Genomic DNA, 23,083 nt, shown 5'->3' with positions numbered 1-23,083 from the left:
TATTGCCAATTAAATATGAGATACTTTAAAGTATTAATTGTGGCTGCCTGTAGCCTTGCTATTATTAGTTGCGGCCCAAAGCCAAAGATCCCTCTTGAAAAGGATGCCGATGTATTGCATGAGAACGTAGACCAGCTAACCCAGGTAATTATATATGATGTTTTTACGCCACCTGTTGCAGCGCGTATATACGGCTACACCTCGCTTGCGGCTTACGAGGCCATGCGCCACGCCGACCCTAAGTACGCTTCTATTGTAAGCCAGCTTAAAGGGTTTAAAGCCATGCCCGAGCCAGAAAAAGGGCAAAAATATAACTACGCGCTCGCGGCCACCAAAGCGTTTTTTACCGTGGCACATAAGGTAACCTTTTCTGTAGATACCCTTAAGAAGTACGAAAGCAAAGTTTTTGCCATGTACCAGGATAACCTGGATACCGCTACATTTTCGCGCTCGGTAGCTTTTGGGGAGAAAATAGGCAAGGCCATTATAGCACGCTCCGCTTTTGACAACTACCCTCAAACCCGTGGCAAACCGCGGTTTTTAGGTAGCAACGATAACGGCAAATGGCGCCCAACCGCGCCCGATTATTTAGACGGCGTAGAATATTGCTGGGGAACCATGCATACATTTGCAATAGATACATCCACCCAATTTAAAATGCCACTTCCGCCGGCCTATAGCGAAGACAGAACCAGCGAATACTTTAAGCAAAATGTAGACGTTTACGAGAAAAGCAAAAGCCTTACTGCAGAAGAAATAGAAATAGCCCGCTTTTGGGACGATAACCCTTTTGTGATACAACACAATGGGCACATGATGTTTGTAAACAAAAAGATAACCCCGGGTGGCCACTGGATAGGTATTACTACCATAGCCTGTAAAAAAACCAAGGCAGATGCGGTTAAAACGGCACAAGCCTATGCCTTAACATCCATTGCTTTATTTGATGCTTTTATAGCCGGTTGGCAGGTAAAATACGAGACCAACTATATAAGACCGGTTACGGTGATAAACGATAAGATAGACCAGAAATGGCTGCCCATGTTACAAACCCCGCCATTCCCCGAGTACCCGAGCGGGCACAGTGATATCAGCGCGGCTTCGGCAGTGATATTAACCCATCTTTTTGGCGATAACTTTGAATACGATGATACCAGCGATCTGCGTTACATTGGTATGCAGCGCCATTTCAAATCGTTCCTGAAGGCTTCAGACGAAACCTCACTAAGTCGTTACTATGGAGGTATACATTACCTCAATAGTGTTAACGCAGGTGCCGCGCAGGGCAAGCAAATTGGGGAGTTCATCTGGAATAAATTGAAACTGCAGAATTAAAAAAAGCAAGCGTTATTTTTAATATTGAAAATGAAAAGGACCTTTTTAATTACCTCTTGTTTACTATCAGGGGCTGTAATATTATCAATAAGCTCCATGCTTAATGGCTGTAAAAGTACAACCACACCAGGCTATACTTTAACAGGAGATACCCTGGCCGATGGCAAGGCCCTGGTACAGCAGCATTGCACAAAATGCCATGCGCTGGTACCGGTAAACGCGCTTACAAAAGATGTTTGGACGGTGCATTCACTGCCCAGCATGGCGCAGTATTTCGCTATAAAAACCTATGGTGTAGGTTATTATAAAGAGGATAACGATACCAGCGGCATGTCGCTTCAAAACTGGCAGGCCATCGTTTCCTACTATAGAAAATTAGCGCCCGATACGTTGGCGGCAGCTAAAGCACCCACACCTTTGCTAAATGACTGGGCTGGCTTTAGCTTAAAAAAAGCAACACGCAGCACCGATATTTGCTTTACCACATTGGTGGCTGCTAACGCCGGGAACGGTAAAATTTACACCGGCGATTTAGTATCTAACAACTTAACCCAGTGGGACAGCCAGTTGAAGAGCACCAGTGCGGTTAAACTGCCCTCGGCAGCTGTAAGTCTTAACTTTTTGCCCGATTCGGCAGGCATCCAGCAGGCCATCGTTTCGTGCATTGGCCGTTTAGATCCTGTGGATTTCCCCAACGGGAAAGTACTTAAAGTAAACCTGGCCGGTAACCCGCAGTTAAACACGGTACAATCCGAATTGCCAAGACCTGTGCAAACCCTGAGTGCCGATTTTGATAAAGACGGGCAAAACGAAATTGTAGTTTGCGCGCAGGGTAATTTACAGGGTGGCGTTTATAAACTTAAGTTGGATGCCGCTAAGAAAGTCTACAAGCAAACCCCTATAACCAATAGGCCGGGTGCCGTGCAAGCCATAACAGGCGATTTTAATAACGATGGCTGGGCCGATATAATGGTATTGTACGGCGTGGGCGATGAGGGACTGGCTATGTACCTCAACAATAAAAAGGGTGGTTTTGAAGCCCGTGGGTTGTTGAAATTTCCGGCGGTAAACGGTTCATCCAGTTTTCAACTGGCGGATATTGATCACGACGGCGATCTGGACCTGATCTACACCTGCGGGTATAACTTTCGCGATTCGCGCATCTTAAAGCCTTATCACGGACTGTATATTTATAAAAATACCGGTAATTTTAACTTTAAGCAAGAATGGTTTTACCCTATAAACGGTTGCAGCAAAGCGATAGCCGCCGATTTTGACGGCGACGGGGACCTTGATATTGCTACAATAGCCTTTTTTGCCGATATGAAGAACAATCCCGCAGAGGAGTTTATTTACTTTGAGCAGGATAAAGCCATGCAATTTAAACCACATGGCATACCGGTTAGCCAATATGGCCGCTGGATGAGCATGGACGTGAGCGACATTAACCACGATGGCAAGCCGGATATATTGCTCGCTAATTACGCCAGCGGGTTTTTATTTCAGCCAAACTTTACACCAAATTGGGACGAACATACGCCGTTCATAGTGCTGGAAAACCATACCAAGAAATAGAACAAAAATCGCATACCTGCCGAGAGCTTGAATTGATGTTGAAGAAAAACAAGGTATCTGCTAATAAATTGGCCTTAAGTATAGCTGCGTTTGTTACCGCGGCTATATTTCTTTTTAATGGCTGCGATACGGTCCCGCACGTAAATACCCCTGCCGAAAATATTGCTGATGGGAGGGTGCTTTCTGTTAAGTATTGCAAAAGCTGCCACCAATATCCCGCCCCTTCTTTACTGGATAAGGCAACCTGGGAAACCGGCGTGATGCCGCAAATGGCCCTTAGGTTGGGTATACAGCAGGAGATGGGGCAGTATTATGTAGACCCGCGATCGTCAATGAGTTTGGCCGATTGGCAAAAACTGCGTGATTATTACAAAAACGCTGCCCCGGAGAAATTGCTGCTCCCAAAACCTGACACCACTACAGATTGGGCCATTTTTAAACTGAAATTGCCGATTGGGGTAAACCGCAAAGGTTCGCCCGGCATGACCACCATGATAAAGCTTAACCCTTTTGATAAGATGCTTTACACTGCAGATGCCGGCAACAATCTGTTAACCTGGGATGCAAGGCTTAAGGCTACATTGGTTGCGAAGGTTGAGTCGCCGGTTTCAGATGCTACTTTTTTTAAGGGGGCTGATGGTAAAAATACCGGTGTATTTACCGGCATAGGTGTATTACCACCCAACGATCTTTTAAAAGGAACTTTAGTACAGTTTAGCCCCGGCACAAAAAAGGCAGATACACTCTTGCTTGCCGGTAACCTGCCCAGGCCGGTATTTACCGCTCCCGGCGACTTTAACAAGGACGGGCTTACCGATTACATTGTTTGCGGGTACGGCAACACAAAAGGAGGCTTGTTTTTGGTGGAACAGCAGGCTGGTAACACTTATAAAAAGAAGCTGATCAGGGCTGTTCCCGGCGCTATACAGGTGGAGGTAGGTGATTTTAACAACGATGGCTGGCCCGATGTAATGTGCCTTTTTGCCCAGGGGGATGAAGGCGTATGGATGTTTTTGAATGACCATAAGGGTGGTTTTACCGAGCAGAATTTACTGCGTTTTCCGCCGGTTTATGGCACTAATAGTTTCCAGCTGGTAGATGTAAACAAGGATGGTAAAAAAGATATCATTTACACCTGCGGCGATAATAACGATTACTCCAGCATATTAAAGCCTTATCACGGCGTATATGTTTTCACCAACCAGGGCAACTGGCGGTTTAAGCAGACGTATTTTTACCATATCAACGGGGCATCCAAGGTAATGTCGGCAGATTTTGATGGCGACGGTGACCTGGATATGGCGGTTATAGCCTTCTTTGCTGATTTTAAATACAACCCTGCCGAAGGTTTTACCTATATGGAGCAAACTGCCCCCGGTAAATTTAAAGCGCACCAGGTACCGGTTAATAAATATGGCCGCTGGCTCTCTATGGAAGTAGCTGATATTGACCAGGACGGCGACCAGGATATCGTGCTCGGTAATTTTTCTATTTACGCCGATAAGTTGATTAACCAAAAAGACTTTAAGCCTAACTGGGATATGTATAACCCCATAGTAGTGCTAGAGAATAAAAGTAAGTAGTGGGTTATGAGTGGTAAGTGGTAAGTAGCGAGTAGAAAGTGGTGAGTGAGCTAAAAATACCATCACGTCATGCCGGTTTTTTTCGGCACCCCAGGTGCAAGGTAAACGATATGCTCGGTAGCGCCCTGTCGCGTGGGGTACTGAAATAAGTTCAGGATGATTTTACTTGCCACATTGTAAAATATATTGTGTTCTCTCATCGCGGTGAGGCCCCCTCAACGGCGCGTCTTTTTTCTCCTCAAGGCGGTGTCCTCACCGCCGTTTGCGCGCTTTTCGCGGTAGGGATTGACGTGGATACCGGCCATGAGCCTAATGCCTTGTGCGCGTATGAACAGAAAGCCCGGCCCGCAGGGACCGCCGTAGTTAATAATTGGTAGTCTGTAGCGTTTAGATTTACTTTTCTATTTTCTACTTAATACTCACCATTCACCACTCAATACTCATCATTCACCACTCAATACTCATCATTCACCACTCAATACTCATCATTCACCACTCACTACTTCCGTCCCCGCCCTAATAGTATAACTAAATGATAAATAAGTACACCTTTTTAGCTGGCGCGGGGTGTAGTTTTACCTCGCTAAATATTAGGAATGAAGAAACTTATTTATATCGCCGCTTTAGGTTTTATCATCAGTGCTTTGCTGCCGGCGCAGTCAATGGGCCAGCAAGTGAAACAGGTGAAACTGGTTAATTTCGATCTGCAATCCTCCTCGTTAATTAAAGAAACAGGTGCCGAACTGTCGGCAACCAAATACCGTTCGGGCGTGTACTGGTTTCCGGTAAAAGTGCCCTCTACGGTGCTTACAGGCCTTGTTGCCAATAAAATTTACCCCGACCCATACCAGGGGCTGAATAATATGCTGATCCCCGATGCGTCGGACCAGTTTAACAAAGAATACAACCTGGAGCAGTACAGCCATCTGCCCAACGACCCAAACCCATGGAAGAAACCTTACTGGTACCGCACTACTTTTAAAGTGCCAGCCGCTGATAAAGGCAAGTTTTTCCAGCTGATATTTAAAGGCATCAACTACCGCGCGGCTGTATGGGTTAACGGTAAACAAATGGCCGACTCGAGCCAGATGGCGGGCATGTTTGCCGAACATAATCTGGATATCAGCGCGGCCATCAACGCTGGCGGAGATAATGCCCTCGCGGTAAAAATTTACCCGCTGGATTACGCGGGCTACCCTTCTAAAGAACAACTGAAAGCCCTTGGCCCATTCTATGAAAACGGCGGCCCAACCGGCGATATCGGCAAAAACGTAACCATGCTCTGCTCGGCAGGCTGGGACTGGATCCCACCGGTACGTGATCGTAATATGGGCATCTGGCAGCCGGTTTTCCTCCGCACGACGGGCGCGGTAACCATCGGTAGGCCAAAATTGGTAACCTATTTGCCTAAACTGCCCGATACCAGTGTTGCTAAGCTATCGCTCAACCTTACCTTATCAAATCATAGCGCTGTTGCCAGTACCGGTAACCTTATGGTAAGCATTAAGCCGGAAAATTTTACGGGTGCTGCAGTATCTTTTTCGAAAAGCTTTTCGGTGCCTGCAAATGGGGGTAAGGCTGTTGAATTAAATGCTGATAAAATAAGTCAGCTGCTCATCCGCCAGCCAAAATTATGGTGGCCGAATGGTTATGGCAGGGCCAATTTATATCGTATTCGCCTGCAATATGGTAATGGCGCTGCTATTTCTGATGATACTTCCTTTGTTTTCGGTATCCGTACGGTAAGTTCTAAAGCCGATATGGTGAATGGTTTTGCACGACGCAAGTTTTTTGTGAACGGCAAAAATGTACACCTCGTAGGAGGGGCCTGGGTACCCGATATGATGGTGAATCGCGATTCGGCCCGGTACGATTACGAACTGCACCTTTGCCGCAACGCCAACGTGAATTTGGTGCGGATATGGGGTGGCGGTATTACGCCGCCTGATGCCTTCTGGAACGCCGCTGATAAATACGGGCAGATGGTATGGTCGGATTTTTGGATCACCGGCGATACCCAGGGGGAATTTAAGGGCTCGCCAGATTGGCCGTTGGAAGGCAACGTGTTTATCAAAAACGTAGAGAGCACCATATACCGCGTGCGTAACCATCCAAGCTTGCTGGTGTGGACGGGTGGCAACGAGGGTCATGCCCGGAAGGAACTTTATGATGTAATGCGCAACGATATCATCACGCTGGACGGCACGCGGCCGTTTATTCCAAGCTCATCGGGTTTTGCCAAACTGCCCTCCGGGTGGAAAGCTTCCTGGCCGGATGATATGCCATCGGGAGTATACAGCGGCGGCCCTTACGAATGGAAGGACCCTAAAGATTATTACGCACTTGCCGATGCCGGTAAAGACTGGGTGTTTAAAGACGAAACCGGCCTGCCATCACAGCCGCCCTATACCACCTTGCCAAAAATTATCCCAAACCTGGTTTGGGATACCAAACTACCTTTCCCGCTGAATGACAGCTGGGGGTACCACGATGCTGCCACAGGCGCGGGCAGGTATGATAAATACATCAACGAAATGGTGAAACGCTATGGCCAGCCAAATACCATTGTAAACTTCAGCGATAAAATGCAGTTGATGAACGATAACGGCTACCGCGGCATTTTTGAGGCCGATGGGCATAAGCTGAACGAAACCGGCGGCGTAATGCTTTGGAAACTGAACTCGGCCCTGCCAAGCGTTATCTGGCAGATCTACGATTGGTACCTGGAGCCAAACGCGGGCTACTACGCCATGCAAAATGCTTGCGAGCCGCTGCATGTCCAATATGATTACGACAACGGCAGTGTGGCTATCATCAACAGGATGCACCATGCAACGGGAAGCTTAACTGCGACGGCTGATGTGTACGATATAGATAGCAAGCTTATCAAATCCATCAAAGTAACTAATGTAGGCATGGCCCAAACCGGCGTGCAGGAAGTTGCGCAATTAAAGGATGTACTCGCCGCCAATAGCGGTGTTAGCTTTGTGGTGCTGAACCTGAAGAACGCCGCCGGCAAGGTGCTTTCGCATAACGTTTATTGGCTATCGGCTAAAGATGATTTTAACACACTGAACACGCTGAAACCCGCCACGGTTACCGCCAAGGTTGTAAAAACAGAAAAAGGCGCAACCGAAAATAAATGGACCATAGCTTTCACCAACACATCTGATAAGATCGCCTTTTTTGTGCGCCCGCAGCTGATGAAGAATGGCGAAGAAGTAATGCCAAGTTATTGGACGGGTAGCTACTTCTCACTTGCCCCGCACGAAAGCTTTACGGTAGCGGTGGGGGCACCCGTTGCCAAATTAGGCAACATACGGCCTACTGTGCTTTTAGAAGGCTGGAACCTGCAAAAGCAGGTAATTTCTTTGCCCGTTAAATAACATCGGCGTCGTACTGAACTTGCGTTGTCTGTAGTAGACTCACCCCCCTCCGCCCCTCACTGCTCGGAAAGAGGGGGAGGGGAGACGAGGCGGGTTACATTTTTCTATTTTTTTTTCACCCTCTTTACCGAAGATAGAAAGGGTCGGGCAGCGAAGCGTCCCCAGGGTGAGTCAGCCATTAGGACTGGTAACCGTAATGCATGTTAGCAACGTTGCAAAAGAAGGGTGCCGAAATAAATTAGGTAAAAGATGTCCACTCCTAATGTACGAAAGTGTACGTAGTAGTGTCCGTTATCGTACACCTGTAAAATAAAATATGCCGTTTTGATAGCGTTGAGGCGGTTTTTGGGCGTGGCATTGGCTTTGAACTAATTGTGGCAAGCTAATTAACGCTCCAAGTCATGATCAAAATCTCTTTAAAACCGCGTGGCGCAATGTGTACCGGCAAAAATCGTACACGCTCATCAACATCATCGGCTTGGGTTCGGGCATTGCCGTTTGCCTCATTATTTTTGTGCTGATACAGTTCCACACCAGTTTTGATGATTTCCACACAAAGAAAGACAGGATTTACCGCCTGCTGACCGAGTATCACCATTCCGATTCTAAAGACATATTTTATGGCTCCGGTGTACCGCGTGCTGTACCACAAGGCATAAAAACCGACTTGCCCGACATTGAACAGGTAGTCCCGTTTTACCACCAGGAAGATGAGCAAATACAAGTATTAAATGCCGAAGGACAGATAGTAAAGAAGTTTAAAGAAGCAAGCGGTGTGGTTGCTACCACGCCTGCATTTTTTAAAATATTTGATTTCCCTTTTCTGCAGGGCGATGCCGCAACAGCATTGAAAGAGCCTAATTCGGTACTCCTTACTAAGGAAACAGCCGACAAATATTTTGGCGACTGGAAAACGGCCATGGGTAAAACCATAAAATGGAACAACAAGGACGTATTGAAGGTAACGGGCATCCTGGCAACCATGCCTACCAATACCGACTTTCAGTTTAAAGTGGTTATCTCGATGGGTACGGGCTCTATTGCCTACCTCATGAAATCAACAGATTGGGACAGCACCGGTAGTTATTTTAACTGCTTTGTTTTGCTGCCTCCAAATGTGACCGAAACACAGCTAACAGCCCGGGTACGTGCCCTGGTGAAGAAATACCACAATAGGGATAACAAAGACAGCGAGATAGCACAGCCACTTAGCGCGATACATTACGATAACAAGGCCGGCAACTATTCCAACAAGTCCATAACCCCGCAAATGATAAACATGCTTTGGTTAATTGCCATATTTATATTGGTAATAGCCTGTGTAAACTTTATTAACCTGGCAACTGCGCAAGCCGTTAATCGCGCCAAAGAAGTAGGTATTCGCAAGGTGCTGGGCGGCAATCGCGGCCAGTTGCAAACGCAGTTTTTAACAGAAACGCTGGTGATCGTATTGATATCCCTTGTCCTGTCGGTTGTCATTAGCCTCATCGCCATACCGGTTATAGGTAAAATTATGGATCTGCCTTTAGCCGCGGGTATGCTTTTAAATCTCAATGTGGCCCTCTTTATGGTAGCCCTTACCGTTGGCGTAACGTTGGTGGCAGGCTTTTATCCATCTATAGTGCTATCGGGCTTCAACCCTATCAATGCGCTTAAAAGCAAGCTGGCCTCTAAAGTACCAAAGGGCATTTCGTTGAGGCATGCGCTGGTGGTGTTCCAGTTTGTTATTGCGCAGGGGCTTATCATCTGCACATTTATTATTGTAAAGCAGATGAACTACTTTACCCACCAAAGCATGGGTTTTGCAAAAGATGCTATAGTGAACGTTCCTTTTCCGTCGGATAGCCTGAGCATCAGCAAGTTGGAATATGTGAAAAAACGAATGACCGACCTGACGGGTGTAGAGCAGCTGAGTTTCAGCTCCAATATCCCGGCAGGGGAGGATGCAAACTGGACAATGTTTACGTTTGAAAATGCGCCTACGCAGGTAGATTTTTACTCTATCATTAAATCTGCCGACGAGCAGTACTTACCTACTTACAAATTGCAGCTGGCTGCCGGGCGTAACCTTGCCGCGTCAGATACCATCAAAGAGTTTTTGGTGAACGAGGCTTTAACCCAAAAGCTGGGTATAGTAAACCCTAAGGACGCGCTAAACAAGCGCATCCAATTGGGTAAATTCGCCAAAGGAATTATTGTAGGCGTGCTTAAAAATTATCATAACCGCTCGTTTAAGGATGACTACGCACCGCTGCTGCTCACCACTTATAAAAAGGATTATGCTATTACTAACGTGAAATTATCGGGCGCGAATATTGCCGGGTCCCTAAAGGGCATCGAAAAGATTTGGAACGAGGTTTACCCGGATTATGCTTTTCAATACGAGTTTCTGAATGATAAGATCGCCAGCTTTTACAAGCAAGAAAGCCAACTCTCCCAAATATACAAGTGTTTTGCAGTGATCGCCATTTTGCTCAGCTGCCTTGGTTTATACGGGCTGGCATCCTTTATGGCGGTGCAGCGCATCAAAGAGGTAGGTATCCGCAAGGTGCTGGGCGCTTCGGTATCAGGTATCGTGTACCTGTTCTCTAAGGAGTTTGTGGTGCTCATCGTAATCGGCTTTGCTATTGCATCGCCAATTACCTGGTATTTGATGGATAAATGGCTGCAGGATTATACTTATAAGATCACCATTCAGTGGCAGATCTTCGCTATGGCGGGCGGCATGGCGGTTTGTATCGCGCTGGCTACGGTGAGTTTTCAGCTGATAAAAGCTGCTTTGGTGAACCCGGTGAAGAGTTTGAGGAGCGAATAGCGAACTCAATATAAAATTATCTATTTGATTATGAGATTATTGCAATAAAATATATAAGTTAAATAGTACTATGTATTGCATAATACCATGTAATGTTTATTTTTGTTTTTTAATTAAAATAAAAGCAAAATGAATATTTATAAAAAAATGCAAATTGCGGTGCTTGGCGTAGCACTTGCCTCAATAACCGCCGCTTGCCACTATGGCCGTGGCACTACCATTATCTCAACAGATGATAACGGCTCTACTAAGCGGATAGAGTACTCAGGCAAGGTGGTTTTTAGTAAGGATAAAACCGGGATAGACTATATTTCCGAAGGCGGCTACGTAAAATTTGAACGCAATGGCAAAATGATAGAAGCCGAAGGCGACAGCAAAGGCAAAATTATTTACGATTACGATGGCGGCCATGGTGCTACCGAATTGAACGCCGACGGCAAACAATTTTTAGCGGAGGCTGTGCAGGAGATAAGCCATCAACAAGAGAAGCTAAAAGCGGAGAAAAAATAATTAGGATCAAAATTCTCAGAATTGTCTGAATCAGGTTTCAGAATTTAAGAATGACAGAATTTAATGATAATAGTGAGGGTGTAGATTTGCATCCTGAAAATTCTAAAATTCTGCAAATTCTGATCCTGACTATTTCACCACATCCATTGTATGGCTTAATTGCTCCACGCCGCCGGCCCAGCCCTGGTGGCCGGGGATAACGTATTTGGCATGTCCGTACCGTTGTATCACGTTTTCGATAGCAGTTTTCCAGTTCTTCATATTGGCATCGCCGGTATAGCCCTTGCTATCAGTATCTAAGCTTTTAACCAGGCAACCGCCCACCAGCACCAGTTGCTGCGGAAACCATACCACAATATTATCAGGGCTATGGCCTTCTCCGGGGAAAAATGTTTTTAGACTCACGTTGCCCACGGTAAAGGTAGTATCGCTGCTAAAAGTAAATTCGGGCAATTTACTTTTATGCTGTTTGGCCAACGCGTAGGTTTGCTTGCTGGTGTAAGTTTTGGCGCCGTTTTTCCGCAGCACATCAAAGCCAATAACGCGGTCGTCGTGAAAATGGGTAGCAATGCAGAGGACGATCTTTTTATGAAAATCTTTTTGGAGCCTATCTATCAGTTCCTGTGTTTGCGCTTCGCTCCAGGGCGTATCAATCAAAATAATCCCGGCATCGGTCACCACAAACAAACTATTGGCCGGATAGGGCGACTCATCCTTGCTGGGATACCCGTACGAAGTAGCCACATAATAATCGCTGGTAAGCGGTGTTATCGTCATTTTTGGCAACGGCTTCTGCTGAGCGAATAGACCTACCGATGTCAGCACGCAAAAAATAAAAAATGAAAACTTCTTCATCTCCAAAACTTTACAACCTTACAATTCCTCTAACATCGCCAGCGTAAATTTATCCAGTCCGCTTACTACTACATCAGCTTCGGTAAGCATTTCCGGCGAGCCAATGCCCACGGCTTTCATACCAGCGTTTAGCGCGGCTTCTACCCCGGCAACTGCATCTTCAAACACCACGCAATCGGTGGGGGCTACGCCCAGCGCTTCTGCACCTTTTAAAAATACTTCGGGGTTGGGTTTGGCTTTGCTTACGCTATTGCCGTCAACTATGGCGTCAAACAACTGTGTTAACTGCAGTTTGGCCAGTATAATAGGGGTGTTCTTACTTGCCGATCCAATAGCCGTTTTTATCCCGGCATCGCGGCAGCCTTGCACAAACTCCTCTGCTCCGCTCAGGATCTCGTCGGGCGTCATTTGGTTAATCATATCGGTATACCACAGATTTTTTCGGGTGGCCATCTCCTCTTTTTCAGTTTCGGTTGCGCCGGTAACCTGGCCCCAGCCCAATATCAGTTCCAGCGATGCCATGCGGCTTACACCTTTTAATTGCTCGTTTTGGTGCTCGGTAAAATCGAAGCCCATTTCATTTGCAAGGCGTTTCCAGGCTTTATAGTGGTAAACGGCGGTATCAACAATAACACCGTCGAGGTCGAATATGCAGGCTTTATATTTACTCATAATAATTAATGAGCCGCTAATTTAAAGGCTTCCCAGGTAATAATCATTATAAATAATTTAACGCGGTAAACCTGCTTGTTATAAAATTGCTTAAACTTATATACTTCCAAATAACAGCTTTCAATTTAATCGTAATTTAGGCTGCAATTATTACAAACCATTTATTGTTATGCAATCAATAGAAATTATCTCTATCCCAGTTACTAACCAGCAGGTGGCCAAGGAGTTTTATTTAAAAATGGGTTTTAAGCTGATAGTGGAGAATCCTTTTCAGGGCGATAGCTTGTGGATCCAGTTAGGCTTGCCCGATGGCGGTACCACTATTACATTGGTAAACTGGTTCCCCAACCTCAAACCCGGCAGCATAGCCGGCTACGTGATCAAATGCGACGATCTGGACGCAGATATTAAAACCCTTACCGATAATGGCATAGCCGTAGGCCCTGCCGATAAAACCCCATGGGGCAGGTTTGCAACTGTAAAAGACCCCGACGGGAACGCCTGGAGTTTGCATGCGTAGTGGTCTTAATCAGAGTTTATAGAGTTTTACAACGAACGAATTTATTGATAAGGTGTTACCAAAATTGGTAGTGCGTTTAGATTTGCAGTTTTTATCCTGAAAATTCTTTAATACTGGAAATTCTGATTCAGACAAATTATGGCGTTGCCTTTGGCCCGCTCTATACGTTCCAACTCCTCATTTCGCACTGCTGATAGAAGCAACGCCCCGTTCCGGGGTTTCCACTTCTATCGCTATCGCAGGCTGTGGAAATTCTTAATAGCTTTGTGTTCTCTGTGTTTTTTCTCTGTGGTTTAAATCACCGCCAAGTTTTTAAATTCGCCCATGCTCAAAAGATACCTGTTCCTTTCCCTTTTTATCCTCGGGCTGGTAAGCGCCTGTAACAACGAAGACAAGAAAGAAGAGGCTACCAACAAAGATTACATTTACCGCGTAGTGGGCGTTAAAGACGGCGACACCATGGTGCTGCTCTCGCCCGACCATCAAAATATAACGGTACGCCTTGCCGAAATAGACTGCCCCGAAAAAAGCCAGGCATTTGGGCAGGCCGCCAAACAATTTACGTCGGACTTGTGCTTTGGCAAGCAGGTAAAACTCATTGGCACCACCAAGGATAGGTATGGCCGTACCGTAGGGCTGGTAGAACTGGCCGACGGCACCAACGTAAATTACAATATTGTAAAAAATGGCTATGCCTGGCAATACCGCGCCTACTCCAAAGATATGGCCCTCGCCCTTATAGAGCAGCGCGCCCGCGAGCAACGCCTCGGGCTGTGGCAGGATGCCAACCCAACCCCGCCATGGAATTTCCGCAAGGAAGCAAAAGGGCAGCGCGTACAAAATAAGGAGCCTAAGCCGAAGAAAGCAAAGCGGCATTACAAAAAGCGGAAGCCAAAATACTCAGATACTACACTCATGTAGATTCCTGGTTGCACCTTCATTGTGGTGGGTTACTAAGCGCATTCCATGTTAATCGTGTTAAATTGTAAATAATTGACTATGAATTATTTAAAAAGTTAACACTTGAAATTGTGTTAACTTTTGGAAACTTTTTCAACCCTGATTACGGGCGCTATTGCAGCGAAAACACGTAAAAGCAATTCAGATTTAACAACGTTTTAAAAGTTGCCAGATCTTCAGCGTTTCCCTATCTTGCTTACCCATTCCCATCACTGATGAAGATAGTTAAAGCATTTTTTTCCTTAGCGATAACGCTGGCGCTTATTTGGGCGCTGCAAACAAAATTTGGCGATATCCCACCCATAGGCAAGTTTTTAAATCCGGCTACGGGTTTTTGGCAAAACGCCGAAAGTAAGAATATCAACGACACAGAAGAACTTAAATTAACAGGCCTGCAGGGTTCGGTTACTGTAAAATACGACGAGAACCGCATCCCGCACATCTTCGCCGAAAATGAACACGACCTGTATTACGCCCAGGGCTACATCACCGCCCGCGACCGCCTCTGGCAGCTGGATATCCAAACCCGCAGCGCATCGGGCAGATTATCCGAAGTAGTTGGGGCGAAAGCCCTGGATGTTGACCGTTATCACCGCCGCATGGGTATGGTTTACGGTGCCGAAAATACCCTGAAAGGCATGATGAAGGATCCGGTAATGCGGGCGGTAGTAAATGCCTATACCGAAGGCATTAATAGCTATGTCCACCAGCTCTCAAAAAAAGATTACCCCATAGAATTTAAACTGCTGGATTACGCGCCGGAGGAATGGAAGCCCATTAATTGCGCCTTCCTGTTGAAATTGATGTCGGAAACGCTGGCAGGCGGCACCAACGAGTTGTCCATGACCAATGTGCTGAACAAGTTCGGCGCAAAGGTAACTAACGATCTGTTTCCCGATTACCCCATGCATGAGAGCCCTATCATCCCGGTAGGTACCAAATGGGATTTTAAACCGCTGCCCATACCCGCACCGCCTGCCGCTTTTAAAGCGCAGATACTGACGGGTATGAAAATGAAGGATAGGGTGGAAGGCATCGGCAGTAACAACTGGGCCGTCAGCGGGAGCAAAACAGCATCGGGCTACCCCATTTTAGCTAACGACCCGCACCTCGATCTTACTTTCCCGTCCATTTGGTACCAGATGCAGTTATCCGCTCCTGGGGTAAATGTTTACGGTGTAACCCTGCCGGGTGCGCCGTGTGTGGTTATCGGCTACAACAAAAAAATAAGTTGGGGCGTAACCAATGTGGATGCCGATATTTTGGATTGGTATCAACTGAAATTTAAAGACGAAAGCCGCAACGAATACTGGTATAATAATCAATGGAACAAGGTTACCTACCGGATAGAAAAAATCGCTATAAAAGGCGAGCCGGACCTCATCGATACGGTACGCTACACCCGGTTTGGCCCCGTGGTTTATGATAACGCGAAGATGAGCGAAGGGCACGACAACATCCCCATCGGCAACGCGCTTAAATGGATAGCGCACGATGAATCTAACGATATCAAAACCTTTTACCTGCTTAACCGTGGCAGCAATTATACCGATTACCGCGAGGCTTTGAAGTTTTACAACGCTCCGGCGCAGAACTTCGTTTTCGCTTCGGCAGATAATGATATCGCCATCACGCCGAATGGCCGATTGCCTTTAAAGTATAAAGACCAGGGCAAATTTATTATGGATGGCAGCGACCCGGCAAACGATTGGCACGGCTTTATCCCTTTTGAACAAAACCCTACGGTGAGGAACCCGCCGCGCGGCTTTGTAAGCTCGGCCAACCAAAGCTCTACCGACCCAACTTATCCGTACTACATCAATTGGCAATTTGCGCCATACGAACGTGGCAAACGGATTAACGACCGCCTTGGTGCCATGCAAAAAGCCACCGCAGATAGTATGCGCGTTTTACAAACCGATACCTATAGCATCCGCGCGCAGGATATTTTGCCAACTATGCTTAAATATTTAGATGCCAGCAAGCTGGATGAGAACCAACTCGCCGCCTTCGAGATCCTTAAAAAATGGGACAAGTTTTTTGAGGCCGATTCTGAAGGCGCAGCCGTATTCGCCAACTGGTGGAGCCGCTTTTACCGTGCCACCTGGAACGATAATTTTTCCGACAAAAACATGCCCCTCAACTGGCCGTCAATGGACAGAACGGAAGAACTGTTGCTGAAAGATCCTAATTCAATTTGGTTCGATAATAAAAAAACGCCCATGAAGGAAACCGCTACGGATGTACTAAGCCGCAGCTTTAATTTAGCGGTAGATGGCTTGATAAAAAAGCAAGGTAAACCCGGCAACTGGCAATGGGGCAAAGTGAAAAAGTTTGAAGTGCGCCATTTGGCAAATATCCCCGGCTTTGGCTCGGGCAATTTTGCCAGCGGCGGTACAGGCTCTACCGTAAACGCGCTTACCGAAGGGCACGGTCCGTCCTGGCGTATGGTAGTACAACTGGGGCCACGGGTAAAAGGCTACGGTATTTTACCCGGCGGACAAAGCGGCAACCCCGGCAGCTTTTATTATGACGATATGCTGCCCACCTGGAAGGACGGTAAACTTAAAGAACTACTATACCTGCAATCGCCCACGGAAAAATCGGCACGTATCAAAACAACCTTAACCCTTAGCAAATAAACTATGTTATTAGCACTCATACTTTTGCTGGCCTTAATAAGCGCATATATTTTGCCTTGGTGGGCGGCCTGCATTTTGGCGTTTGGCGCTACATTGCTGTTGGGCAAAACGTCTAAACAGGCATTTTGGTCGGGTTTTGCCGGCTTGGGTTTGGCATGGCTGGCAGTGGCCCTGTTAAAAACATTCCCTAACGAAAATATCCTGGCCACCCGTGTGGCGCAAATGTTTCAACTACCTCATTGGGGGCTTGTGCTTTTAGTTACCGTATTAATTGGCGGTTTGGTAGGTGGGATGTCGGCGCTTTCGGGGTTGTTGGTGAAGAGGGTGTTTGAGAAGGAGGGGAAATAAATGAAGAGCAAGGAAAATTTCTGGACCTGGTTCGTTGAAAATAGTAAGTTCTATGCAAGGTTAAATGCCATTGAAACGGCTGCAAAGGAAGATTTGCTTAATCAATTTCAAGACCGGCTGCATCAGTATAGTGATGGGCTGTTTTTCGAGATAGGTGGAGAGCCGGGAGAAGTAAACGAGTTGATCATAACTGCTACAGGTGACAGTGAATACTTCAATGATGTAGAGACACTCATCGGTGACGCGCCTCGAATCCCTGATTGGACCTTTACTGCCTTTAAACAGGCGGTGCCCGGTCATTTCGTTACAAGATGGGAATTCATCGAACTTGACACAAAAGATATGTACTTCAATCCCTTGAAGAAGGGGACGTCAACAGACTTGGGAGTAAGCGTGTATTTAAACAATTTTGATTTGAGCCGCGAAGATGACTTTTACAATGCCATATTTACTACTTTGGAAACGATTTTAGGAGAGAGATCATTCGCGCTGGACATTGACCATGTTGATATAAAAAAGAAAACGGACAATATTAATACCGACGATTTGATAGAAATACTAAAACTTCCTAATTATATTAAATGGCATAAGGCAAAGTATAATTTATAAAGCGTCGAAAACTAAAGTGCATAAATATTTTTGTTGATTTTTCCTTCCCCCCTGTGATTTTCCCGCCCTCCCTGCGAATAATGGTGTAAATAATCAAACAGATGACTTTGCAGGCCAACAAAGACCAATTTTTACACCTCATTCAGCATAATAAAAAGCTAATTTTTAAGGTTTGCAATACTTATTGCGCCGATGCGGAAGACCGTAAGGACCTGGTGCAGGAAGTCATCATTCAGCTTTGGCGCTCCTTCGAAAAGTACGATAACACCTACAAGCTCTCTACCTGGATGTACCGCATAGCGCTCAACACTGCTATCTCTTTTTATCGGTCGGATAATAAACGCCGTAGCAACACCACTTCCATCAGCGAAAATATTATCGAGATCCCGAATGATGATACGTCGGTAGAACTGAACGAAAAGATAACCCTGCTATACCAATTCATCGGGCAGATGAACAAGCTGGATAAGGCGCTGATGATCCTCTACCTCGATAATAACAGCTACAAGGATATGGCCGATATTTTGGGTATCAGTGAAACCAATGTGGCCACCAAAATAAGCCGGCTTAAACAATATTTAAAACAACAATTTACACTACAATAAAATGGAACTACAAGAATTACAAACCATTTGGGCCGAGTACGACCGCAAACTGGACAGAAACCTGCACCTGAATATGCAATTGCTAAGACAAATAAAGTTAGATAAAGCCGGGAGCAAACTTAGCAGTCTCTTTTATTATAAAATAACGGAGATGATAATATTGGCCGCAGCAGTTATCTACCTCGGTAGCTTTGTATCTGACAACTGGGGTAAGCCACAGTTCAGTTTATCAGCCATTGCTATCTGCGCTTTGTTTGTAGTGTGCTTTGTTTATGACGTTAAGCAATTATCGCTCATCAGGCAGGTGCAACGGGGGTTTAATGCTGCCATTGCGCCGCTCCAGAAGAAAATAGAGCAACTGAAATTATCCATTGTTACCTGTGTAAAGTGCGCGCTGATACTTTTGCCCTTATATCCATTATTGCTGCTTTTGGCAGGTAAAATGGTTTTTAATGTAGATTTTTTAGAACCCGCGCGAAGGACTTACTTCCTATCTAATGCTGCTGTGGCTATCATTTTAATACCACTTGCTGTTTGGTTAATTGCTAAGCTAAGTGCTAAAAATATAAATAATTCTGTTGCCAAAACCCTGCTAATGGGGTCGGGCTGGTACCAAGCTAATGCCGCTTACCGGTTTTTAGGCGAAATAGAGAAGTTTGAGCAGGAGGCTTAAACAAAAACGCCGCCGGGCTTTGGTCCGGCGGCGTTTTTGTTTAGAAATATCCCTGCTTATTCAAAAGAATTCAACGTTGCTTTTAATTCGGCAATAGCAGGCTCTTTACTCGTAGCCCTATCAAATATAGATGCTGAAGTTACACCTTCGCCATAAAAATCGGCGTTGAGGCTTTTGTTGATGGCCAGATTTGAGCCGTTAACGCTTATACCGGCAAACAGGCCTTTGCTGCGCGAGTAAGAATAAATTTCAGCTTCCAGTTTATGATCTGTACTGGCGGTTGAGCTGCGGCCAACTGGGCCGGCTGCTGCAGAGATATCACCACCAATGGTGAAATCGCCGTTTTTAACCTTGGTGAGTACGCCTTTGTTTTTGAACACCAAAACCAGGTCTACAGATTGTACGCCAATTTGGAAACCAAAGCTGCCTCCGGTAAGGGTAATAAAAACAGGATCGCTCCATTTGCCGTTTGGTAGCTTTACCATAGCAAGCCCTTGCCCGCGTTTACCGCCGATGCCAAAGCCCGCGTTGATGAGTTTTGGCACTATCACAATGCCCTCGTACTCTTTCAGAAGGTCGCTTGGGATGCTTTCTTTCATCTGGCCGAAAGCTTTTAAAACATTGGTTGCCTGGTGTACTTTTTCCAGGCCTTTATCGGTAGATGTGGCGGATGCCAGTATAAAAAACGCGCTTAGTAAAAGCGGGAATCTTAAAAATTTAATGAGTTTCATGATGGGTCTGAATGAATGTATAATGTTGTGTTGTTTTTGTAAATAAACTCCAAAACGGAATATTTGTTACACAAAAGGCCTGTTATTTGATGGCCTGCGTGTCACATTTTCCAATTTGCGCGCTTCATCTGCATATCTGCACATTTGGAATTTGCATATCTGATACACATCTTCCGTATCTTTGCGGCAGCATGATAAAGCCGGGCCAAGAAAAAATATTCGCTATAAATAACAAAGCAAAATTTGCGGAAACCGCGCTGCAGATTTTTCAATACCAGGCGGCAAATTGCGCGGTTTATAAAGCTTTTATCGAAGGCCTGAAGATCGATCCGGCGCTGATCACCTCTGTTGAGCATATACCGTTTATGCCGGTTGAGTTCTTCAAATCGCATAAGGTAGTGACAGGTGAGAGCGATGCAGATGTTATATTCACCAGTTCGGGTACAACAGGCATGGTTACCAGCAGCCACACCGTTACCGATTTAAGCTGGTATGTGCAAAGTTTTCGCGAGGCTTTCAAATTGTTTTATGGCGATATAAAAAACTACACCGTACTGGCTCTGCTGCCTGCCTACCTGGAGCGGGAAGGCTCATCGCTTATTTATATGGCGCAGGATCTGATAACCCAATCGGCAAACTCCGAGAGCGGCTTCTTCCTGTACAATCATGAGGAACTATTCGGCATTTTGCAAAAGCAAAAGGCAGCCGGTAAGCCAACCCTGCTGATCGGCGTAACGTTTGCCCTGCTCGATTTTGTGGAGCAATACCAGATAGATTTCCCCCAATTGATCGTTATGGAAACCGGTGGCATGAAGGGCCGACGCAAGGAAATGATCCGCGAGGAGCTGCACAGCACACTTTGCGCGGGTTTTGGCGTAAACGCTATTCATTCGGAGTACGGGATGACCGAACTGCTTTCGCAGGCCTACTCAAAAGGAGAGGGGATATTTAACTGCCCGCCCTGGATGAAGATCATCACCCGCGATACCAACGACCCGTTCACGCAGGTAGGGGCAGGGAAAATAGGTGGCGTAAATATCATCGATTTGGCTAATATCAATTCCTGCTCGTTTATTGCCACGCAGGATCTTGGTAAAGTTTATGAAGACAGTTCTTTTGAAATTTTGGGGCGTTTTGATAATTCTGATATTAGAGGCTGTAACTTATTGGTAGGTTAGTCCGTCGATATAAGCAGTAATAAATAACAATAACGTAAAACTGATTTTGCCTTGTTAGTTATAAAAATAAATATATTTACTGCTTATTGTGCCTGAGCTATTGATCACCCGCCTCCTTATAAAAAAAATTGTAGCGTTGCTTGTTTTGCTCTTATGCATAATAGCAAAAGGCTATTGCCAGCAATTTTATGTGGCTACAAGTTCCCTTCAACTAAAACGAGTAACACTTACGCCAAATGGTATTACTACTGAAGATGTTAGTGGTTGTGGCAACGGCAGTTTCTATTCAATAGCAGTCTCCGGTAGTTACCTTTATTACAATACAGATGGCGGGGCGCTGTATCGTGCTGATATAGATGCAGGCTCATTTCCGTCCGTCAATAATTGCAGTTATATAGGTGGCGGTGTGGGCGGTAATTCTCTCACGGTAAACAAGAATGGAGTAGTATATTTTGCAAGCGGCACAGGCTTGTTTTCTTTTCAACCGGGTGCCTCAAACCCAGTTTACCTGGGCGATATGCCTTATTCGTCTGCCGGCGACTTGCTTTTTTACAAAGATGAGCTTTATATGGCGGCAGATGGCGGTCAGGGTATAGTTAAAATAAATATTGCTAACCCCGCATTAAGTACTCCGTTTATACCCATTAATCGGTATGTTATGGGTTTCACCACCGTATCAGCAAATGGTGTATTAAAAGTTTATGCTTTTGCCGATCACCCTGACGGCGCCGAAATGCTTGAACTCGATATGGAGAACCAAAGCGTAAAAAGATCTGCTGGTACATTGCCATTTGTTGTTTACGATGCAGGCGGTAACGCTGAAGCAGGAGAGATACCGGTAATTGAAATTCAGAACATAGAGGTTAACCAGGAGTGTAATGTCTTTAATAAAGGTGCCGCCCGCGTAGTGTGCAAAAAGCCAACAAGCGAATATGTTTATACCCTCGATAATGGGCTAACCAATAGGAGCGGAGTGTTCAATAACCTTTCGGCAGGTGACTATAAGGTAATCGTTATGTCAGACGGTGGCGAAGCCCCGAAGGAAGCAACATTTACCATTCCGGATTATAATTTAAATAACCCTGTAATTACCGCAATCAAAACAAACCCTGTGTGCGATGTAACAGGTATCATTAAGCTCGATGCTGGTAACAGGAACGCTGATTTTAGGATACTTTTCAACGGCAGTTCTTATAGTTTTACCCATAGCTTTGCAAATCTTGTGCCCGGCAGCTATCACTTTGTTATTACAACGCCGGACGGCTGTCTTGTAGATGAAAAGGATTTTACGCTGGTGCAGGATGCCTGCCCACCGATTGAGATTGCCGATATACAGTTTTTGGAGGAGTGCGCTCAATTTGGTAAGGCAGTTGTAACAGTAATAACAAAACCCCATCCCGATACTTATACCTACTCGTTTAATGGCGTTACTGGCTTAAGCAACTCTTTTAACAACGTTTCGCCGGGCACATATACGCTTATAGTTACTTCATCCGGCGGCGATAGGAAGGAGCAGGAGGTTGTTGTACCCGATGTTGCCTTAATTAATAAGCCGGAGTTAACTTATACGGTGAATAATGCGGTTTGTACTGCGCTTGGCAAAATCACATTTTCACCCGCGGGGGATATAAAAGGAGCGGCCAAAATAAAACATGGGGCAAATATCTATCCATTCACCAAAACCATTACAGACCTGGTACCGGGAAGTAATCATTTTACAGTTATAAGTGCCGAAGGCTGTATATTAGACGAACTGGATATTGAGATCGGACAGGATAAATGCGAACTGGTTAGTTTCCCCAACACATTTACACCTAATAGCGATGGCGTAAATGATATATTCAGACCCAATCAGAACAGTAACCCAACGGGTATAGAATATTATATCTACAACCGATGGGGGTAGCAGTATTTTCATACCAAAAACCTCAATATAGGTTGGGATGGCAACTACGGCGGTAAACCGGCAACTACAGGTGTTTATTACCTGGTGGTAAAATACACCATGGGCGATGGTGTAAGCTACACACAAAATACATCTGTTACTTTATTGAGATAAAGCGCGATGGCGCTACTTTTGGCTTAA

The 23,083-nt window shown here is 45.7% G+C and carries 18 protein-coding genes; 15 read left to right on the top strand and 3 right to left on the bottom strand.

Features of this window, described 5'->3' with window-relative positions; genetic code table 11:
- The first annotated feature begins 15 nt into the window (after nt 1–15).
- The 6 genes from EPL05_RS13135 to EPL05_RS13110 all read left to right on the top strand — a co-directional run bounded on the left by EPL05_RS13135 (nt 16) and on the right by EPL05_RS13110 (nt 11,204).
- Nucleotides 16–1,335: a vanadium-dependent haloperoxidase gene (locus tag EPL05_RS13135; protein ID WP_128534429.1), complete on the top strand. Its 1,320-nt coding sequence runs from the start codon at nt 16–18 to the stop codon at nt 1,333–1,335.
- A gap of 96 nt (nt 1,336–1,431) precedes the next feature.
- Nucleotides 1,432–2,910: an FG-GAP repeat domain-containing protein gene (locus tag EPL05_RS13130; RefSeq protein ID WP_166727694.1), complete on the top strand. Its 1,479-nt coding sequence runs from the start codon at nt 1,432–1,434 to the stop codon at nt 2,908–2,910.
- Nucleotides 2,911–2,945: 35 nt separating this feature from the next.
- Complete coding sequence (locus EPL05_RS13125) at nt 2,946–4,493, top strand: FG-GAP repeat domain-containing protein (protein ID WP_128534427.1); 1,548 nt, start codon at nt 2,946–2,948, stop codon at nt 4,491–4,493.
- Nucleotides 4,494–5,089: 596 nt separating this feature from the next.
- Entirely contained in the window at nt 5,090–7,879 is a 2,790-nt protein-coding gene (locus EPL05_RS13120; RefSeq protein WP_128534426.1) for a glycoside hydrolase family 2 protein, read from the top strand.
- A gap of 436 nt (nt 7,880–8,315) precedes the next feature.
- A complete protein-coding gene (locus EPL05_RS13115; RefSeq protein ID WP_208394744.1) occupies nt 8,316–10,694 on the top strand; it encodes an ABC transporter permease in 2,379 nt (792 codons plus the stop codon).
- A gap of 129 nt (nt 10,695–10,823) precedes the next feature.
- Nucleotides 10,824–11,204 carry a hypothetical protein gene (locus tag EPL05_RS13110; RefSeq protein WP_128534424.1) on the top strand — a complete coding sequence of 127 codons (381 nt, stop codon included), beginning with the start codon at nt 10,824–10,826 and terminating at the stop codon, nt 11,202–11,204.
- 129 nt (nt 11,205–11,333) lie between these two features.
- On the opposite strand, the gene bla is transcribed toward EPL05_RS13110, so the two are convergent.
- Nucleotides 11,334–12,059, bottom strand: coding sequence for a subclass B1 metallo-beta-lactamase (gene bla / locus EPL05_RS13105; protein ID WP_128534423.1), 726 nt, complete (start codon nt 12,057–12,059; stop codon nt 11,334–11,336).
- Nucleotides 12,060–12,077: 18 nt separating this feature from the next.
- Nucleotides 12,078–12,731 carry a beta-phosphoglucomutase gene (gene pgmB / locus EPL05_RS13100; protein WP_128534422.1) on the bottom strand — a complete coding sequence of 218 codons (654 nt, stop codon included), beginning with the start codon at nt 12,729–12,731 and terminating at the stop codon, nt 12,078–12,080.
- Nucleotides 12,732–12,900: 169 nt separating this feature from the next.
- On the opposite strand from pgmB, the gene EPL05_RS13095 reads away from it, so the two are divergent.
- From EPL05_RS13095 to EPL05_RS13065, 7 genes are all read left to right on the top strand, one after another.
- Nucleotides 12,901–13,251, top strand: a complete 351-nt coding sequence (locus EPL05_RS13095; RefSeq protein ID WP_128534421.1) for a VOC family protein — start codon at nt 12,901–12,903, stop codon at nt 13,249–13,251.
- Between the two features lie 324 nt (nt 13,252–13,575).
- Nucleotides 13,576–14,172: a thermonuclease family protein gene (locus tag EPL05_RS13090; RefSeq protein ID WP_128534420.1), complete on the top strand. Its 597-nt coding sequence runs from the start codon at nt 13,576–13,578 to the stop codon at nt 14,170–14,172.
- 254 nt (nt 14,173–14,426) lie between these two features.
- Nucleotides 14,427–16,853, top strand: a complete 2,427-nt coding sequence (locus EPL05_RS13085) for a penicillin acylase family protein (protein WP_128534419.1) — start codon at nt 14,427–14,429, stop codon at nt 16,851–16,853.
- 3 nt (nt 16,854–16,856) lie between these two features.
- The gene (locus EPL05_RS13080; RefSeq protein ID WP_128534418.1) at nt 16,857–17,201 is read left to right on the top strand and encodes a hypothetical protein; all 345 of its coding nucleotides are present in this window, start codon (nt 16,857–16,859) and stop codon (nt 17,199–17,201) included.
- Nucleotides 17,202–17,810 carry a hypothetical protein gene (locus EPL05_RS13075; RefSeq protein WP_128534417.1) on the top strand — a complete coding sequence of 203 codons (609 nt, stop codon included), beginning with the start codon at nt 17,202–17,204 and terminating at the stop codon, nt 17,808–17,810.
- 101 nt (nt 17,811–17,911) lie between these two features.
- A complete protein-coding gene (locus EPL05_RS13070; RefSeq protein WP_128534416.1) occupies nt 17,912–18,415 on the top strand; it encodes an RNA polymerase sigma factor in 504 nt (167 codons plus the stop codon).
- A gap of 1 nt (nt 18,416) precedes the next feature.
- The gene (locus EPL05_RS13065) at nt 18,417–19,088 is read left to right on the top strand and encodes a hypothetical protein (RefSeq protein ID WP_128534415.1); all 672 of its coding nucleotides are present in this window, start codon (nt 18,417–18,419) and stop codon (nt 19,086–19,088) included.
- A 56-nt stretch (nt 19,089–19,144) separates the two neighbouring features.
- On the opposite strand, the gene EPL05_RS13060 is transcribed toward EPL05_RS13065, so the two are convergent.
- Entirely contained in the window at nt 19,145–19,819 is a 675-nt protein-coding gene (locus tag EPL05_RS13060; RefSeq protein WP_128534414.1) for a lipid-binding SYLF domain-containing protein, read from the bottom strand.
- A gap of 191 nt (nt 19,820–20,010) precedes the next feature.
- On the opposite strand from EPL05_RS13060, the gene EPL05_RS13055 reads away from it, so the two are divergent.
- Together EPL05_RS13055 and EPL05_RS13050 are read left to right on the top strand one after the other, a co-directional pair.
- Nucleotides 20,011–20,997 (top strand): LuxE/PaaK family acyltransferase, encoded by a 987-nt coding sequence (locus EPL05_RS13055; RefSeq protein ID WP_128534413.1) that lies wholly within the window; start codon nt 20,011–20,013, stop codon nt 20,995–20,997.
- A gap of 190 nt (nt 20,998–21,187) precedes the next feature.
- Nucleotides 21,188–22,903, top strand: coding sequence for a gliding motility-associated C-terminal domain-containing protein (locus EPL05_RS13050; protein WP_128534412.1), 1,716 nt, complete (start codon nt 21,188–21,190; stop codon nt 22,901–22,903).
- Nucleotides 22,904–23,083: the final 180 nt, after the last annotated feature.

Origin of the sequence: Mucilaginibacter gilvus, from assembly GCF_004054195.1 — a bacterium.
Classification (GTDB): domain Bacteria; phylum Bacteroidota; class Bacteroidia; order Sphingobacteriales; family Sphingobacteriaceae; genus Mucilaginibacter; species Mucilaginibacter gilvus.
Note: the sequence above shows the minus strand (reverse complement) of the source record. Positions and strands in the feature narration are given on the sequence as shown.

Coding starts and splice junctions, on each gene's coding strand:
- EPL05_RS13135 (WP_128534429.1), top strand. CDS start 16: ATGAGATACTTTAAAGTATTAATTGTGGCTGCCTGTAGCCTTGCTATT.
- EPL05_RS13130 (WP_166727694.1), top strand. CDS start 1,432: ATGCTTAATGGCTGTAAAAGTACAACCACACCAGGCTATACTTTAACA.
- EPL05_RS13125 (WP_128534427.1), top strand. CDS start 2,946: ATGTTGAAGAAAAACAAGGTATCTGCTAATAAATTGGCCTTAAGTATA.
- EPL05_RS13120 (WP_128534426.1), top strand. CDS start 5,090: ATGAAGAAACTTATTTATATCGCCGCTTTAGGTTTTATCATCAGTGCT.
- EPL05_RS13110 (WP_128534424.1), top strand. CDS start 10,824: ATGAATATTTATAAAAAAATGCAAATTGCGGTGCTTGGCGTAGCACTT.
- bla (WP_128534423.1), bottom strand. CDS start 12,059: ATGAAGAAGTTTTCATTTTTTATTTTTTGCGTGCTGACATCGGTAGGT.
- pgmB (WP_128534422.1), bottom strand. CDS start 12,731: ATGAGTAAATATAAAGCCTGCATATTCGACCTCGACGGTGTTATTGTT.
- EPL05_RS13095 (WP_128534421.1), top strand. CDS start 12,901: ATGCAATCAATAGAAATTATCTCTATCCCAGTTACTAACCAGCAGGTG.
- EPL05_RS13090 (WP_128534420.1), top strand. CDS start 13,576: ATGCTCAAAAGATACCTGTTCCTTTCCCTTTTTATCCTCGGGCTGGTA.
- EPL05_RS13085 (WP_128534419.1), top strand. CDS start 14,427: ATGAAGATAGTTAAAGCATTTTTTTCCTTAGCGATAACGCTGGCGCTT.
- EPL05_RS13080 (WP_128534418.1), top strand. CDS start 16,857: ATGTTATTAGCACTCATACTTTTGCTGGCCTTAATAAGCGCATATATT.
- EPL05_RS13075 (WP_128534417.1), top strand. CDS start 17,202: ATGAAGAGCAAGGAAAATTTCTGGACCTGGTTCGTTGAAAATAGTAAG.
- EPL05_RS13070 (WP_128534416.1), top strand. CDS start 17,912: ATGACTTTGCAGGCCAACAAAGACCAATTTTTACACCTCATTCAGCAT.
- EPL05_RS13065 (WP_128534415.1), top strand. CDS start 18,417: ATGGAACTACAAGAATTACAAACCATTTGGGCCGAGTACGACCGCAAA.
- EPL05_RS13060 (WP_128534414.1), bottom strand. CDS start 19,819: ATGAAACTCATTAAATTTTTAAGATTCCCGCTTTTACTAAGCGCGTTT.
- EPL05_RS13055 (WP_128534413.1), top strand. CDS start 20,011: ATGATAAAGCCGGGCCAAGAAAAAATATTCGCTATAAATAACAAAGCA.